We start from the raw sequence: 14,573 nt of genomic DNA on the forward strand, positions 1-14,573 counted from the left end.
AGGACCGGTCCCGGCCGTGCCGCCGTCTTCCCTCGTCGGCGCGACCGAGTTCGGGACGACGGCCGAGGCCTGTGAGCGACAGAACGGACTCGTCCCGAGTCGAGTCGTGAGGCCCGACCGAACGTCAGGGAGACGGTTCGAGACCGGTTTCACGCGGTCGAACACTGCCGTCTGCGTCTCCACCGGGCGAGTGGGGTACAGGAGTTCTCAGGGGGCTTGTGAGGTCGGCTCGCGTTGGCACGAACGCCAGTGCTCGACGGCCGGTCGTGACGTCGGGCGAGGGCCAACGCGTCGGGGTCGGTCAGTCGCGTCGCCAGTTCGACGTGTCGAGGACGGTGTCGGCGACGTGCGAGGCGAGCCGTCTGGCCGTCCGTTCGGTGTCGGCGTGGAGTTCCCCGGCGATGGGGCCGGTCTCGCCGCCGACCCGTTCGACCTGCGAGCGGGCGTCGACCCCCGGCGAACGGTCGTGGAACGCCAGCACCTGCTGGCGGAGGCGCTGGAGCGCCGTACTCGTCAGGTGCTTGTCGACGACGCCCAGGTCGTAGCGGACGACGAACCCGCGTTCGCCGATGCGGACGGCGACGACGGGGAGTCCACGCTCGGCACAGCGCGACCAGACGCGCGCTCGCTCCTGGTCGCTCGCGTACAGCGGGACGTTCGACGGTGCGAGTGAGTCCACACGGCGAGTACGGGTTCGACGGGCTTGGATTCGTCGGCTACAGCCATCGGTGGTCGCGGCTACGGGGGCGTCACTCGACGCTCGCCGTCGCGTCGGCCATCACGTCGAGCGCCTCTTTCAGCGTCTCGACGTTGACGGCGTAGGAGATGCGGGCGTGCCCCGTACCCCCGGCACCGAACGCCTCGCCGGGAACGACGACGACGCCACGGTCGATGACGGCGTCACACCAGCCATCGGGGACGCGTGGCATCGCGTAGAACGCACCCGCCGGCGTGGGTGTCTCCAACCCCATGTCGTTCAGCCCGTCGAGCAGGACGTTCCGGCGCTCCTCGAACGCCGCGCGCATCTCCTCGACGACGCCCTGCGGGCCGGAGAGCGCAGCCTCGGCGGCGAACTGTGCGGGCGCGGACGCACACGCCTGGACGTACTGGTGGACACGGAGCATCCGCTCGATACGGCGTTCGCTGGCGGTCACCCAGCCGAGTCGCCACCCGGTCATCGAGTAGGTCTTCGAGCAGGCGTTGACGACGACGACGTTGTCGGTCTCGGCGAACGCCATCGGTGAGTGGTGCTCGCCCTCGAACACCAACTGCTCGTACACCTCGTCGCTGATGCACAGCACGTCGTGTTCGTCGGCGATACGGGCGAACTCGCGCATGTCGGCCTCGGACTGGACCGCGCCGGTGGGGTTCGACGGCGAGTTGACGACGAACGCGGCGGTGTCGTCGGTGATGGCGTCCTCGACGGCGGCGGGGTCCATCGTCAGGTCCTCGCGGAGTTCGACCGGGGTCGGCGTCCCACCGGCGATGCGGGTCAGCGCGTCGTAGGAGACGAAGCCGGGGTCCGGGAAGACGACCTCCTCACCGGGGTCGACGTGGGCCTCCAGCGCGATGTGGAGCGCCTCGCTCCCGCCGGCGGTGGCGATGACGTCCCGCGGGTGGACCGAGAAGCCGTTCGTCCGGTCGTGTTTCGCGGCGATGGCTTCGCGCAACTCGCGGGTCCCCTTGTTGGAGGTGTAGGCGTCGGCCTCCCCCGATCGGATGGCCTCGACGGCCGCCTCGCGGGCGTGTTCGGGCGTCGGGAAGTCCGGCTGTCCGAGGCCGAGGTTGATGGCGTCCTCGCCCGCCGCCTCGAACACCTTCCGGATGCCGCTGATGGAGACCTGCTCGACCCGATTGGAGAACGTCGTCATACCCACTACCGGGTGGGGCCGTGACATGAAGGTTGAGGACCGGCGTCACTCGGACGCCGGTCACGCGTCGACACGGTGGCCGTGTCGCTACTCCAGGTCGGTCTCCTCGCGGAGTTCGCCGACGTACAGTTCCATCGCGTCCATCGCGGCGTCGGCGTCCATGTACCCCTGCTCGTACTCGTGGAACACGCCGTCGACCTTCCGGAGGTACTCTCTGACCGCGTCGTCGGGTTCGCTCATGGCAGTGGGTTCGCCCGCAGAGGGGAGAACCTGTCGCCCCGGCTGCGGGTCGCTCGCGGACAGGCGACACCACCACCGCTCACGGACGGGCGTGTCGCGCGGTACGGGTCTCGGCCCCGGAACCGTCCGTGACTGAACTCACGTCACGGCGGGCGCTGGTGGCGTCCTCGCCGAAAAACGGTCACACGCAGTCGGCCCGTGGTCTCAGTCGTCGCCGGACGCGGTCTTGATGTCCGCCGAGAGACCCTGTGCCATCTCGATGTCCTTCGAGTTGTTGAGCGTCCACGCCGTGCGCTCGGTGACGGCCTCGATGACCTCGCGGGCGCTCGGGTAGCCGTTCCCGGACTTCTTGACGCCGCCGAACGGCAACTGGACCTCCGCGCCGATACAGGGGAGGTTGCCGTAGGCGAGGCCGACCTCCGCACGGTCACGGTAGTAGTTGATCTGACGGTAGTTCTCGGAGATGACGGCACCGGCCAGCCCGTACGGCGTGTCGTTGTGGATGTCGACGGCACGCTCGATGTCGCCGCTGTAGCTCATGAGCGCGACGTGCGGGCCGAACACCTCCTCGCGGATGGAGCGCTGTTCGCCCTCGTCGTCGTACTCGACCTCGTAGACGAACGGGCCGACCCAGTTGCCCTCGGCGTGGCCCTCGGGAATCTCGCTGTCGTCGAGGTCGGTGCGGTCGACGAGCACCTCGGTGGCCTCCTCGCGGGCGAGGTCGTTGTACTTCCGTATCTTCTCGACGTGCTCCGGTTCGATGGCCGGGCCCATGAACGTCCCCTCGTCGAGGGGGTTGCCCACGGAGACCTGCTTCGCCACCTCGACGAACCGCTCTTTGAACTCGTCGTAGACGTCCTCGTGGACGATGAGACGCTCGGAGGAGACACAGCGCTGGCCGGTCGTCTTGAACGAACTCATTACGGCGGAGTGGACCGCGACGTCGAGGTCCGCCTCCTCGGTGACGACGATGCCGTTCTTCCCGCCCATCTCGCAGGCCGCGAGCGTGCCGGGCTGTTCGGCGACCTTCTGGGCGACCTCGTGACCGACCTCGGCGCTGCCGGTGAACAGCACGGCGTTGACGTCCTCGTGGTCGACGATGCGCGACCCGGCGTCACCGAAGCCCTGGACCATGTTGAACACGCCCTCGGGGATGCCCGCGTCCTCGAACATCTCGGCGATGACCTGCCCGCACATCGGGGTCTGCTCGGCGGGTTTCCAGACGACCGTGTTGCCCTCGACCAGCGCGACGGCCATGTGCCAGAACGGGATGGCGACCGGGAAGTTCCACGGCGTGATACAGCCGACGACGCCGCGCGGTTTGCGGCGCATGTAGGCGTCCTTCGCGGGAATCTCGCTGGGGACGACGTCCCCCTTGGGGTGGCGGGCGTCGCCGGCGGCCCACTCGACCATGTGGTACGCCTCGACGACGTCGGCGCGACCCTCCGAAATCTCCTTGCCGCACTCCTTCGTGACGACTTCGGCGAGTTCGTCGGTGCGCTCGCGCAGTTCGTGGTAGATGTCCCAGAGGTACTCCGCGCGCTGGATGTGGCTGAGCGAGCGCCACTCCTCGAAGGAGTCCTCGGCGGCCGCGACCGCACGCTCGATGTCGCTCTCGGTGCCGCGGCGGAACGTGGCGATGGTCTCGCCGCTCGCCGGGTTGACGGAGTCGAACGTCTCGTCGCCGTCCCCGTCGTCGAACCCGCCCGCGATGTAGTGCTGGTGGGTCTCGCTGACCTGTTGGCTCATGACGGTGGAGTGTTGCCCCGAGCTCCGTATAAAGCCCTGTCTTTCGCGGCAGTACTTCTCGGCGGCCGTGACCGTCTCGGGTGATGACGGGCGCCATCGCTTTGTGGTCGCCGCGAGTGGATGAGCGCATGGACGACGCCCCACACGAGGACGACGACGGGACTGCCGACGACGACACCCTCCCCGGCGAGGACGCCCTGAACGAGATCGGTGACGACGACTTCGACGTCCCGGACTCCGTCGACGAGGACGCGCTCAACCGGATGCGGGCGGTCGCGGACCTGCTCGACGAGGCGGTGACCATCCCCGGCACCGACGTCAAGGTCGGACTCGACCCGCTGGTGAGCGCCATCCCCGCCGTCGGACCGGTCGTCTCGGCGGGCGTCTCGCTGTACATCGTGCTGGAGGCGGCCAACCTCGGCGTGCCGTTCACCACCGTCGTCCGGATGCTGGCGAACGTCACCGTCGACGTGGCGACGGGGTCCATCCCGGTGGTCGGTCCCATCTTCGACACGTTCTGGAAGACCAACGCCTGGAACGTCGACCTCGTCGAGGAGTTCTTGGAGAGCGAGCGTGCCCGTGACCGGGAGCGGCGAGCGTTCGCCCCGGACCCCCGTCACGCCGAGACGGTCGAGGAGTCGACCGGCGACGAAGACGAGGACGACGGCCCGATTCGCATCGACGTGACGGAGTGACGGTCGGCCCCGACGGGGCGGCCGAGTACTGCTCGCCTGTCGTCAGCCCTCGACACCCTCCGCGCTCGCCTGTTTCTCTATCTCGCCTTTGACCGTCGCCGCGTCGAAGTCGTGGTCCGGTCGGATGTTGACGAAGTCGAGGAAGTCCTCGGCCGCCAGCAGGTCCCGCGTCGGGTAGTGTGCGAGCGCCGCGTCGAGGGTGGCGCGGGGGCCGACGAGCGGTTCGAGCGCGGCGAGCGCACAGGCGAGGTCGTAGGCGCGAGCCTGCTCGATGGCTCCCTCACGGACGCTCGTGGCGTCGATGAGGTAGAGGCGGTCGCGGGCGACGAGGACGTTCTCGGCTCTGAGGTCGCCGTGAGAGAGTCCCGCGGCGTGCATCCGGGCGAGCGCCCCGAACAGGTCGGGCGCGTAGGTCAGCACCTCGTCCGGCGTCAACTCGGTGAGCGTCCGGAACGACGGCAGGTACTCGACGACGAGCACGCCGAGACCGTCGTGCTCGAACGCCTCGACCGGTTCGGGGACGTCCAACCCGAGGTCCCGCATCCGACGGGTCGCCTCCAGTTCCCGTTCGGCCATCTCGATGGGGTCGGCGACGTGCTCGAAGAACCCCTCCTGGCCGCTGGAGAACGCGCCGAGGTTCCGACCCGTGGTGAGCACGGCGTGGAGCAGCGAGTGCTGTGGCGTGATGACCTTCACGAACCAGCGGTCGTCGACGACACACGGCACCGAGAGCCAGTTGTCGGCGTCGAGAAACTCGACGCGGACCGACGGCCGGTCGTAGCGTCGAGTGAACTCGACGAGGACGCCTTCGAGGCGGTCCCACTCGACCTGCCCCTTCAGAAACTGCCGGAACGCCATTACTGCTCCTCACTCCATCCGGCGGCATGAGTGTGTTGCCCGCACTCCGGGAGCACTCGACCACAAGGGATATGACTCCTGACCTATTTCGACCGACACTGAATGACTGGCGAGAACGATGGCGGTAGCCGCCGTGTATCGCGTCGACGACTCCTGACGACGGTCGGTGCGCTGGGTGCTGGGAGCGTCGCTGGCTGTCTCTCCGCGAGGGCCGACAGCCGCGAACCGCCACACCAGCGTGCGGGCGACGACCCGGCGATATTCGTCGACCGGTCGGAACTGGCGGCGGTCAGAGAGCGCGTCGACGCGGGCGAGGAGCCGTGGGCCAGTGCGTACGAGGCGTTCGTCGCCGACGCCGACGAGTCGCTCGACGCCGACCCGCTGAGCGTCACCGACGACGGTGGCGGTCGCACGTTCGAGTCGAGCGACCCCGACGACGACTCGCGTGGTGACTACGCGGCGGCCATCGAGACGGGCGACCGGGTCCGGGATCTGGGACTCGCCTACGAGTTGACCGGCGACGACGCCTACGCCGAGCAGGCCGTCGCCGTCCTCGACCACTGGTGTCTCGACCCGGACACCCGCATGGAACCGGAGTTGACCGACAGCATCGAACAGTACGTCACGCTCCCGAAGCTGTGGTACGGTGCGGAACTCGTCGGTGACCACGACGCCTGGGACGACGTCGGCGGGTCGCCCGCGGCGATGGCCGACTGGGTGCGGTCGTTCGTCGACTCCGTCGGGACGGGCATCCCCGAGCGGGTCCAGAACATCTTCGTCTGGCGGGAGGTGGCTCGCGCCTCCGGCGCGGCGTACCTCGGCGACGACGACCTGTTGAGCGCGTCGTTCGACCGCCTCCGTGACCACGCGTTCGGTCAACTCCGACGCGACGGCCTCCTCGAAGAGGAACTCGTCCGGAGCGAGGGGCTCTCGTACTCGCTGTACGCGCTGAAGGCGTTCGTCACGGCCGCGGAACTCGGTCGCCACTATGGTGAGTCGTTCTACGAGTACGAGCAGTACGGTCAGAGCGCGCTCAAACTCATGTTCGACGCCCACGCCGACTTCTTCTTCGACCCCGAGTCGTTCGACGACCGGTACGGCGAGGTCGGCGGGTTCGCCGCCCGCGAACGGGAGGAGGGAACGTCGGCGTACGAACTCGCCTACTCCTACTGGGGCGACGAGCGCTATCTGGACGTCGTCGAGTCCGGCGGGAGCGAGATTACGAACGAACCGACGTACGTCCCACAGCACCAGGACGCCATCGACTCGTCGGGCCGTCCGGTGCGTGACGAGCGCCTGCTCGGGTGGACGACGCTCACCCACGGCAACCGCTTCGACCTCTGAACCGACCGCCGAGGACGCTCGGGTCGGGACTCACTCCCTGAGAGTGCGACGACCGGCGAACGCCTCCGCCAGCGCGTCCGTCTCGCGGATGCTCGTCCGGGTGGTCGGCACCGCGGTGACCGTCGGTCCCGGTGCCGACTCGAACGCGAACACGGGAAGCTCGAACGCCGAACGACCGGTCAGGTCGCCGACCGCTCCTCGCATCGTCCGCTCGTAGTACTCGCTCCTGAGTCGGTAGTAGACGCTGTCGGGTGCGTACTTGAGGGCGCTGTAGAGCCGACCCGGTCGTGGGTTGACGAGTCCGTAGCCCGCGGCGAGCGCCTGCTCGACGAGCGAGGCGTCCCCCGACGACGAACCGAGGAACCGCAGGTCACACTCCGAATCGGCGTAGAACTCGAAGACGTCGCGCCACGTCCACTGCGGCCGATTGACACAGGTGTACGTGCCCGGTTCGGGACCGGGTCGGGCGGTGTCGCTCGTCCCATCCTCGCTACTCGCCCGAGCACACGCGAGGACCGTCTCGCGGAGCGTGACGGTGTGGAGGACGTTCGACGGTCGCTCGGCGTCGGCAGCGACCGAGAGGTGGTCCCGTCCCTCGACCCCCGCGACGAGTTGGTCGGTCCAGTTCTGCTGTGGGCCGAGGACGTGCCCGAGACGGAGGACGTAGCCGTCCCGCCCCGTCTCCTCGCAGTGCTCCTCGAACACCGTCTCCTCGTGGCGTTTCATCTCGCCGTAGAAGTTGAACCCCTCGCTCAACTGGAAGACGGCGACGGAGCTGAACAGCACGGCCGTCGCGTCGGCGGGACTCCCCGACACCGCCCCGGTAACGATGGCCTCGTTGATGCGCTCGACCTCGCTCGGACTGTTGCTCTCGATGGAGGTTCGCGCGGAGACGACGACGACGTCCACGTCACCGAGCAGCCGGTCGGCGTCGTCGGAATCGGTCACGTCGCCGACGCGAACGTCGAACCCCTGCTCGTCGAGGAACGCGCCGGCGAACGAGGTCCGAACGACGGGGACGACGGTCACGCCGGCCGCCTCCAGCAGCACCGAGAGTTCCATGCCGACGCTCCCGTTCGCGCCGACGACGCCGACCTTCACGGCTCGTCACCCCCGTCGGCCCCGTCGGTCCCGTCAGCCCCATTGAACCCGTAGAGCGCCGTCAGGAGGCGTGAGACCGCCAGCCCGCTCTCTCGCTCCCAGTCGGTGTCCGACGACCGCAGGCTCTCCAGGAACGCCTCCCATCGCAGGTAGACGCCCTGTCTGAACGCCGTCGCCCACTCGTCGGCGGGGGCGAGTTCGAGCGGGCCGACTCCCGCGGGAGTCGGCTCTTCCGGCGTGACCCGGAGCGTCGCGTCGGGCGCGGCCGGGTCGAACGTCACCGTCGCGTGCTCGAACTCCAGTCGTACACGGTCGTCCGTCGGCGTCACCATCGTCACGAGCAGGTCGACGGGGACGCTCCGGTCGCCGGCCGTCGCCGTCAGCGACGCCTCCACCTCGACGTCCAGTCCTTCGTGCGTTCGGACGTCCGCTTCGGTGATGGACAGGTCGTAGCCCGCCAGGAGTCGCGTCACCTGACTGAGCAGGTGACAGCCCGACTCCGCGAGGACGCCGCCGCCGCTCAGGTCGGCGTCGAGACGGTAGCTGCCCGGACTGACGCCCTGTGCGCCGACGAAGCTCTCGGCGAACGAGGCCCGCTGGAGTTCACCGAACGCGTCGCCGGCGACGAGCGCGCTCGCCTGCCGCGTACTGGAGAAGAAGAGGCGGGTGTAGTTACAGCACATCGACGGCCCACGGTCGAGGAACCGTCGGTGGGTGTCGAGCGACGGTGCGAACGGCTTCTCCGCGAGCAACGGCGTCTCGCGGGTGCCGAACACCTCGACGTACTCCCCTCTGACGCCCACGGGGGTGGCGAGGACGGCGACGTCACACTGCGGGAGGGACGCCGCGTCGGTGACGGTGACGGCGTCGACGCCGTGTGCCCGGCCCACCGTCCTGGCCCGGTCACCGTCCACGTCGGCGACGTACGCCAGCGTGAGTTCGTCGAGTGTCGACACCGCCGGAATGTGGGCGAGTTCCGCCATCTCGCCCGCGCCGACGACGCCGACACGGTACTGCTCGCTCCGCGCGACTCGGCTCATGTGCCCGCTCACGAACAGTCGACTGTTAGTTACCGAGTCGCTACGCTCCGAGAGAGCGTGAACGGCCGGCGAGCGTGGCGACCCCGGTAGTATCGACGAACGTACAGTTCGCCGACTAACTATGCCCCCGATGCGTGATGATCCCGTACTGTGACCGGAATTGTCGGCGGAACGGTCGGTAGCGAGGGTGCGGCGACGATGGCGGCCCCGTTGAAACGCGAGTCGTGGTACGGCGAGGAGCGAGCGGAGACGGGGGCCCACGCGCTCGAACTCGTCCACCACGGGGAGCGTGACCCGGCGGGCCACACCGTCGTGGACGACGGCGGTGTCGTGGGGTTCGTCTACGGCGTCGTCTCCAACCACCCCGAGGGGTGGGCCGTCGCCGACCTGTTCGAGCGGGTGCTGGACGACCCGGTGGCTACGCTCGAAGCCGTCGACGGCCCGTTCGCGCTGGCGTGTGCGGACCGCGAGACCGACCGACTGGTCGTGGCGACCGACAAGATCGGTGCCCGACCGCTGTACTACACGACGGGCGACGGTCTGGCGTTCGGCTCCGAGGTCAAGACCGTCCTGTCGTCCGTCGACGACCCGACGCTCGACGAGCAGGCGGTCTGTGACGTGATGAGCGTCGGCCACGTCTGGGGCCAGAAGACGCTCGTCGAGGAGGTCCGAGCGCTCCCGCCGGCGACGGCGCTGGTCTACGAGAACGGCGAGGCCACGACCGAGCGCTACTGGAACCCCTCGTTCGAACCGGCGGAGTCGGGCGACGCGTACATGTTCGACCTGGCGAACCGCTACCGGGAGGCGGTGACGGACATGGCCGACAGCATCGACGGCGACGTGGGACTCTGGCTCTCGGGGGGTCTCGACAGCAGACCGATGGCCGCCGAGTTGACCCGGACGGCGGGAACCGAGGCCGGCGTCGACGGCGTCCGGACGTACAGCTACGACGCCAACCCCCCGACAGGCGGGAACCCGGCGCTCGCCGAGCGGGTGGCCGCGACGCTCGGCCTCGACAACGAACCCGTCGAACTCGGCGGCGAGACGTTCGCGGAGGTGGTCGAGGAGTGTATCGACGTGACCGACGGGATGTTGCGCTGGAACTCGTTCGTCAACATGTCGACGACGTTCTCGCTGCCCGACGACCACCCCGGTGTCGTGCTGGAGGCGGCCGCACAGGGCGAACTCCTCGGCGAACACCTGCTCCGCTACCACGTCGCGGACGCGGAGTCGGCCGCACGTGGGCACTACGAGCGCCAGGAGGCGGTCGACCCCGAAACCGTCGCCTCGCTGCTGACCATCGACGTCGACCCGATGGCGTCGTTCCGCGAGTCCGAACGGGCCAGCGAGGAGGCGACGATGCTCGAACGGGCGATGGACATCCACTTCCGGAACCACTACACGCGGTTCGTCTTCTCCAGCAACCCGCTCGCGCGGCGGAAGGTCGGCACCCGGACCCCGTTCGCCAACGGCGCGTTCCTCGAACACGTCGCTCGCCTGCCGACCGACTACCGGACCGGGTCGTTCCCGTTCACCGACGGGGCCATCCCGTACGGTGCCAGCAAGCCGAAACTCAAGCTCACCCGACTGCTGGACCAGGATCTCGCGTCCATCCCCTACGAACAGACCCGACTCCCGCCGACCTACCCCTACCCCGCCCACATCGCCGGGTTCGTCGCGGCGACCGGCTACAACCGGGTCGTCGGTGGGATGACGTACGGCGGACTGTCGCTTGCCGACGAGTGGTACCGGACCAACCCCCAACTCCGGGCGTACGTCGACGGCCTCGTCGACGACGCCTGCGAGCGTGACCTGTTCGACGCCGACCACCTCCGGGCGCTCAGGGACGAACACCTCGCCGGTGAGGGCAACCACATCTTCGTCCTCGCACCCGTGACGACGCTCGAAGCGTGGATACAGCGCTACCTCGACGACTGACCCGTCGGGAAACCCGCCGGCCATCGAGCGGTCGAGCGGTCGGCCGACCGCGACTCGACCGGTATCGCTCCACCGACGTGTCGGCTCCCTGTCGCTGCCGACGGCAAGCAATCGGCGAGGGTTTATATTGCGGTACGAGAATATCTACCGATGAGACCGGTCGTCTCCCGTGTCCTGCTCGCCCTGCTGGTCGTGCTGGCGGGCTGTAGCGCCGGGAATCTCCCGGAGACGAGCGGCCCGACGGTGACGCCGGCGGCGGTGCCCGTCTCTCCGCCACCGGGGCTCTCGGAGACGGGAGTGGTGAACGCGAGTCGACTCGTCGCCGGACACGTCGCACTGTTGACGAACACGACGGCGACGCGCAGCACCAACCGGACCGTCGGCTACCCGAACGGGACGCTCGTCGTCGAGAACCGGACGACGTGGGCCGGCGAGGAGGGTCGCCTCGTCGTCGTCCGGACTCGCCACCCCGGCGGCCCCGGCGGCTACGCACGGTGGCAGAACGGTTCGCACGTCGTCGGCTGGGTCGAGAGCGCCGACCGGCGACAGTACTACACGCTGGAGGCGTCGTCGACGCCGTTCGCGGGTGTCGACCCGCTGGGCGACCACCTGTCGGCCGCGCTGACGACGCAGCGAGGGGCGTCGGTCACCCCCGTCGACTGCGGCGACGACCGCTGTCTCGAGGTCGCGTTCTCGCTCGACGAGCGACTCGTCTGGGGCGACGGCTACCCGGCGACGGGACCGGTTCGCTACCGACTCACCGTGACGACCGACGGACTCGTCCGCCATCTGGTCGTGACCTGGGCGGCCCGAAGCGGCGACCGGACGGTGACGGTGATCGAACGGACGACATTCCGGAACGTGGGGTCGACGAACGCCACCGCTCCGAACTGGGCCGTCGACCGAATCTGAGAGTCGACGACCCGCGCGGCCCACGCGACCCTCGCCGTCGCCCGACGCTGTCGCTGTACCGGGTGTCGGAGTGTTTATGAGCGTCGCCCGGCGAGATTTGCCATGGACTTCGAGCTACCGGCCGAACACCGGATGATTCGTGACACCGTCCGGGAGTTCTGCGACGAGGAAATCGAGCCGATCGCGTGGGACATCGAGGAGGAACGGCGCTTCCCCGAGGAGGTCTTCGACGCGCTGGCCGACCTCGACATGATGGGCGTCCCCGTCTCAGAGGAGTACGGCGGTCTCGGCGGCGACCAGTTGATGTACGCGCTGGTCACCGAGGAACTCGGTCGCGTCTCCGGCTCTATCGGCCTCTCTTACGCCGCCCACACGAGTCTGGCGACCAAGCCCATCGAGATGTTCGGCACCGACGCCCAGAAAGAGCGGTGGCTCGAACCGCTCGCGACCGGCGAGTACGTCGGCGCGTGGGCGCTCACCGAACCCAGTTCCGGCTCCGACGCCAGCGACATGGACACGATGGCCGAACGGGTCAGCGGACCCGCAGGCGACGAGTACGTCATCGACGGCACCAAGCAGTTCATCACGAACGCCTCCGTCGCCGGGTCCATCCTCGTGAAGGCCGTCACCGACCCCGACGCGGGCTACGACGGCATCTCGACGTTCATCGTCGACCCCGATGAGGACGACGGGTTCGAGGTCGTCACCGAGTGGGAGAAGATGGGCCTCAACGCCTCGCCGACCTGCGAGATCAAGTTCACGAACTGCCGCATCCCCGAGGACCGCCTGCTCGGCGAGGAGGGCGAGGGCTGGAAACAGACGATGAAGACGCTCAACGGCGGGCGCATCTCCATCGCCGCGCTCTCGGTGGGGCTGGGACAGGGCGCGTTCGAGGCGGCGAAGTCGTACGCGACCGAACGCGAGCAGTTCGGCCAGGCCATCTCGAAGTTCGACGCCGTCCGGGACATGGTCGTCGAGATGGACCGGAAGATAGAGCGCTCGCGCCTGCTCACCCACAAGTCCGCGACCCAGTACGACGACGGCGAGGACGTCACCCACAGCTCCGCACTGGCGAAGTACGACGCCAGCGAGACGGCCCGAGAGGTCGCCGAGGACGCCGTGCAGGTGCTCGGCGGCTACGGCTACACGACCGACTTCGCCCCACAGCGGTTCTACCGCGACGCGAAACTGATGGAGATCGGCGAGGGGACTTCGGAGATCCAGCGGATGGTCATCGGCCGACAGCTCGGCCTGTAAGCACGACCGACTCCCTTCTCGACTCGTCTTTATCTCTCGTACTCCTCGGCGAGCAGTCCCCAGTACTCCAGGTCGACGTACTCGCCCTGCTCGAACGCCTCCTCTCGGAGCGTCCCCTCGTGCTGGAAGCCGACCTTCTCCAGCACCCGACCCGACGCCTCGTTGAACGCGAAGGTCCGGGCCGCGACTTTGTTGAGACGCCGCTCCCGGAAGCCGTAGCCACAGACCAGTTCGACCGCCTCCGTCGCGTAGCCGTTCCCCCAGTGGTCGGGGTGGAAGAAGTACCCCGCTTCCGCGCGGCCCCAGCCGTCGCGGAACTCGTGGAGGCCGACCGTGCCGACGCGCTCGCCGTCGGCCCGGACGAGGAACTGGGCGTCGTCGTCGGTGCTCATCGACTCGAACCACTCGCGCTCGGCGTGGGCGTTGGTCGGAGCGGAGTTACCGACGCTCCGCCGCACGTCGGGGTGGTTCGTCGTCTCTCGGAGGAAGTCGAGATCGTCCTCCTCGACGGTTCGGAGTTCGACGCTATCGCCGACGAGGAAGGTCGCGCCTGCCATGGGCGAGACGAGGGATGCCGGGGAGGTAGTTCCCTCTATCCGACAGGTGGGGCTGTCGGGTCCGGCTGCCGACCGATTCGGCTCGACTCGTTCGTCAGACAGATTGATGAACCCACGGCGACCATGCGTACGCATGTCAGGCCCTCCAGCCGACGACGTACCAGCCGACGGTACGGTTCCGCAGGCGATTCGTGAGTACGCGGCCGAACACGGGTCGCCGTTCACCTACGGCGACGTACGGGACGGCGTCGACGCCGAGACGTGGGGACGACTGCTCGCCGACGGTGTGCTCGTCCCCGACGGCGACGGGTTCGCGCTCGCGGGGGACGACGGTGTCGAGTCGTGGTCACGGGCGGACAAGGCGGCGGGCGTCGCCGCGCTCTGTCTCCTGGCGGGCTACCAGGTCGGCCCGGTGGGGTCGTTCGTGGGGTCGACGGTGGACCTCGCGCTCGGCCCGGTGCAGGCCGCACTCCCGTTCTCCGTCGTCGTCCTCGGACTCGCGGCGCTGACCGCGACGGTGTCGCTCGTCGTGCGTCGTCGCCTCGTCGGTGACGTCTCACCGCCCGACGGCGACCGGATGCAGGACCTCGCCGAACGTCTCGACACGGCCCGCGAACGCGGTGACGACGCCGTCGTCGAGCGACTCGAAGCACGGCGGCGGGCGCTCGTCCGCGAGCAGCTATCGGCGTTGAAGACGCAGTGCCGCCCGCTCGTCTGGACGATGCTGGTGACGATTCCGGTGTTCCTCTGGCTCTCGTGGCTGGTCGCCGCCCCCGCCGCGGCCGTCACCCCCGTCGCACCGGTCTACCCCGTCGTCGGCCGAATCGTCTGGACCGCACGCCTCGTCGGGCCGGTCCAGGCGTGGATGGCGTGGTACTTCGTCTGCTCGCTGCTCGCCGGGACGACGCTCCGTCGGACCGTCGACCGGGTGACGGCGTAACCGGTTCCCGCCGCCGTCGACTCGTCTACGCGAACGACAACACCGAAGTCGGTGCCCGCCCCGGACCACCC

Annotated in this window: 14 protein-coding genes; 6 read left to right on the forward strand and 8 right to left on the reverse strand. The window is 68.8% G+C overall.

The genetic code is table 11. The annotated features are described in order from the left end of the window. Positions 1-301: 301 nt before the first annotated feature. The 4 genes from GQS65_RS02080 to GQS65_RS02090 form a co-directional block, all read right to left on the reverse strand. Positions 302-679, reverse strand: a complete 378-nt coding sequence (locus GQS65_RS02080) for a hypothetical protein (RefSeq protein WP_368279763.1) — start codon at positions 677-679, stop codon at positions 302-304. Positions 680-749: 70 nt separating this feature from the next. Beyond that, positions 750-1,871, reverse strand: coding sequence for a pyridoxal phosphate-dependent aminotransferase (locus GQS65_RS02085; RefSeq protein WP_158203016.1), 1,122 nt, complete (start codon positions 1,869-1,871; stop codon positions 750-752). Between the two features lie 87 nt (positions 1,872-1,958). Continuing rightward, complete coding sequence (locus GQS65_RS21320) at positions 1,959-2,111, reverse strand: hypothetical protein (RefSeq protein WP_199268387.1); 153 nt, start codon at positions 2,109-2,111, stop codon at positions 1,959-1,961. Positions 2,112-2,315: 204 nt separating this feature from the next. Beyond that, positions 2,316-3,860, reverse strand: a complete 1,545-nt coding sequence (locus tag GQS65_RS02090; RefSeq protein WP_158203017.1) for an aldehyde dehydrogenase family protein — start codon at positions 3,858-3,860, stop codon at positions 2,316-2,318. A 128-nt stretch (positions 3,861-3,988) separates the two neighbouring features. Between GQS65_RS02090 and GQS65_RS02095 the strand changes: the two genes are divergently transcribed. Then, the gene (locus GQS65_RS02095; RefSeq protein WP_158203018.1) at positions 3,989-4,555 is read left to right on the forward strand and encodes a DUF4112 domain-containing protein; all 567 of its coding nucleotides are present in this window, start codon (positions 3,989-3,991) and stop codon (positions 4,553-4,555) included. A 42-nt stretch (positions 4,556-4,597) separates the two neighbouring features. Here the strand turns inward: GQS65_RS02095 and GQS65_RS02100 are convergent, their stop codons facing one another. After that, the gene (locus GQS65_RS02100; protein WP_158203019.1) at positions 4,598-5,413 is read right to left on the reverse strand and encodes an RIO1 family regulatory kinase/ATPase domain-containing protein; all 816 of its coding nucleotides are present in this window, start codon (positions 5,411-5,413) and stop codon (positions 4,598-4,600) included. 102 nt (positions 5,414-5,515) lie between these two features. On the opposite strand from GQS65_RS02100, the gene GQS65_RS02105 reads away from it, so the two are divergent. Next, positions 5,516-6,757: an alginate lyase family protein gene (locus tag GQS65_RS02105; protein ID WP_158203020.1), complete on the forward strand. Its 1,242-nt coding sequence runs from the start codon at positions 5,516-5,518 to the stop codon at positions 6,755-6,757. A 30-nt stretch (positions 6,758-6,787) separates the two neighbouring features. On the opposite strand, the gene GQS65_RS02110 is transcribed toward GQS65_RS02105, so the two are convergent. Together GQS65_RS02110 and GQS65_RS02115 are read right to left on the reverse strand one after the other, a co-directional pair. Further along, on the reverse strand, positions 6,788-7,858 hold the full coding sequence (locus GQS65_RS02110; protein ID WP_158203021.1) for an NAD-dependent epimerase/dehydratase family protein: 1,071 nt from the start codon (positions 7,856-7,858) through the stop codon (positions 6,788-6,790). Beyond that, positions 7,855-8,898 (reverse strand): Gfo/Idh/MocA family protein, encoded by a 1,044-nt coding sequence (locus GQS65_RS02115; protein WP_158203022.1) that lies wholly within the window; start codon positions 8,896-8,898, stop codon positions 7,855-7,857. The genes GQS65_RS02110 and GQS65_RS02115 overlap by 4 nt, the downstream gene beginning before the upstream one ends. Before the next feature lie 150 nt (positions 8,899-9,048). Here GQS65_RS02115 and GQS65_RS02120 point away from each other — a divergent pair, with 150 nt between their 5' ends. From GQS65_RS02120 to GQS65_RS02130, 3 genes are all read left to right on the forward strand, one after another. Next, positions 9,049-10,836, forward strand: coding sequence for an asparagine synthase-related protein (locus GQS65_RS02120; RefSeq protein ID WP_158203023.1), 1,788 nt, complete (start codon positions 9,049-9,051; stop codon positions 10,834-10,836). Positions 10,837-10,986: 150 nt separating this feature from the next. Further along, complete coding sequence (locus GQS65_RS02125) at positions 10,987-11,748, forward strand: hypothetical protein (protein WP_158203024.1); 762 nt, start codon at positions 10,987-10,989, stop codon at positions 11,746-11,748. A 102-nt stretch (positions 11,749-11,850) separates the two neighbouring features. Further along, positions 11,851-13,005, forward strand: coding sequence for an acyl-CoA dehydrogenase family protein (locus tag GQS65_RS02130; RefSeq protein WP_158203025.1), 1,155 nt, complete (start codon positions 11,851-11,853; stop codon positions 13,003-13,005). 29 nt (positions 13,006-13,034) lie between these two features. Here the strand turns inward: GQS65_RS02130 and GQS65_RS02135 are convergent, their stop codons facing one another. Further along, complete coding sequence (locus GQS65_RS02135; protein ID WP_158203026.1) at positions 13,035-13,562, reverse strand: GNAT family N-acetyltransferase; 528 nt, start codon at positions 13,560-13,562, stop codon at positions 13,035-13,037. A gap of 133 nt (positions 13,563-13,695) precedes the next feature. On the opposite strand from GQS65_RS02135, the gene GQS65_RS02140 reads away from it, so the two are divergent. Next, a complete protein-coding gene (locus GQS65_RS02140) occupies positions 13,696-14,502 on the forward strand; it encodes a DUF106 domain-containing protein (RefSeq protein ID WP_158203027.1) in 807 nt (268 codons plus the stop codon). Positions 14,503-14,573: the final 71 nt, after the last annotated feature.

The sequence above is a fragment of the Halomarina oriensis genome (assembly GCF_009791395.1).
Lineage (GTDB): Archaea > Halobacteriota > Halobacteria > Halobacteriales > Haloarculaceae > Halomarina > Halomarina oriensis.

What these genes read in the sequence shown, in the direction of transcription:
- GQS65_RS02085 (WP_158203016.1), bottom strand. Translation starts at nt 1,871, where the DNA reads ATGACGACGTTCTCCAATCGGGTCGAGCAGGTCTCCATCAGCGGCATC.
- GQS65_RS21320 (WP_199268387.1), bottom strand. Translation starts at nt 2,111, where the DNA reads ATGAGCGAACCCGACGACGCGGTCAGAGAGTACCTCCGGAAGGTCGAC.
- GQS65_RS02090 (WP_158203017.1), bottom strand. Translation starts at nt 3,860, where the DNA reads ATGAGCCAACAGGTCAGCGAGACCCACCAGCACTACATCGCGGGCGGG.
- GQS65_RS02095 (WP_158203018.1), top strand. Translation starts at nt 3,989, where the DNA reads ATGGACGACGCCCCACACGAGGACGACGACGGGACTGCCGACGACGAC.
- GQS65_RS02100 (WP_158203019.1), bottom strand. Translation starts at nt 5,413, where the DNA reads ATGGCGTTCCGGCAGTTTCTGAAGGGGCAGGTCGAGTGGGACCGCCTC.
- GQS65_RS02105 (WP_158203020.1), top strand. Translation starts at nt 5,516, where the DNA reads ATGACTGGCGAGAACGATGGCGGTAGCCGCCGTGTATCGCGTCGACGA.
- GQS65_RS02115 (WP_158203022.1), bottom strand. Translation starts at nt 8,898, where the DNA reads ATGAGCCGAGTCGCGCGGAGCGAGCAGTACCGTGTCGGCGTCGTCGGC.
- GQS65_RS02125 (WP_158203024.1), top strand. Translation starts at nt 10,987, where the DNA reads ATGAGACCGGTCGTCTCCCGTGTCCTGCTCGCCCTGCTGGTCGTGCTG.
- GQS65_RS02130 (WP_158203025.1), top strand. Translation starts at nt 11,851, where the DNA reads ATGGACTTCGAGCTACCGGCCGAACACCGGATGATTCGTGACACCGTC.
- GQS65_RS02135 (WP_158203026.1), bottom strand. Translation starts at nt 13,562, where the DNA reads ATGGCAGGCGCGACCTTCCTCGTCGGCGATAGCGTCGAACTCCGAACC.
- GQS65_RS02140 (WP_158203027.1), top strand. Translation starts at nt 13,696, where the DNA reads ATGTCAGGCCCTCCAGCCGACGACGTACCAGCCGACGGTACGGTTCCG.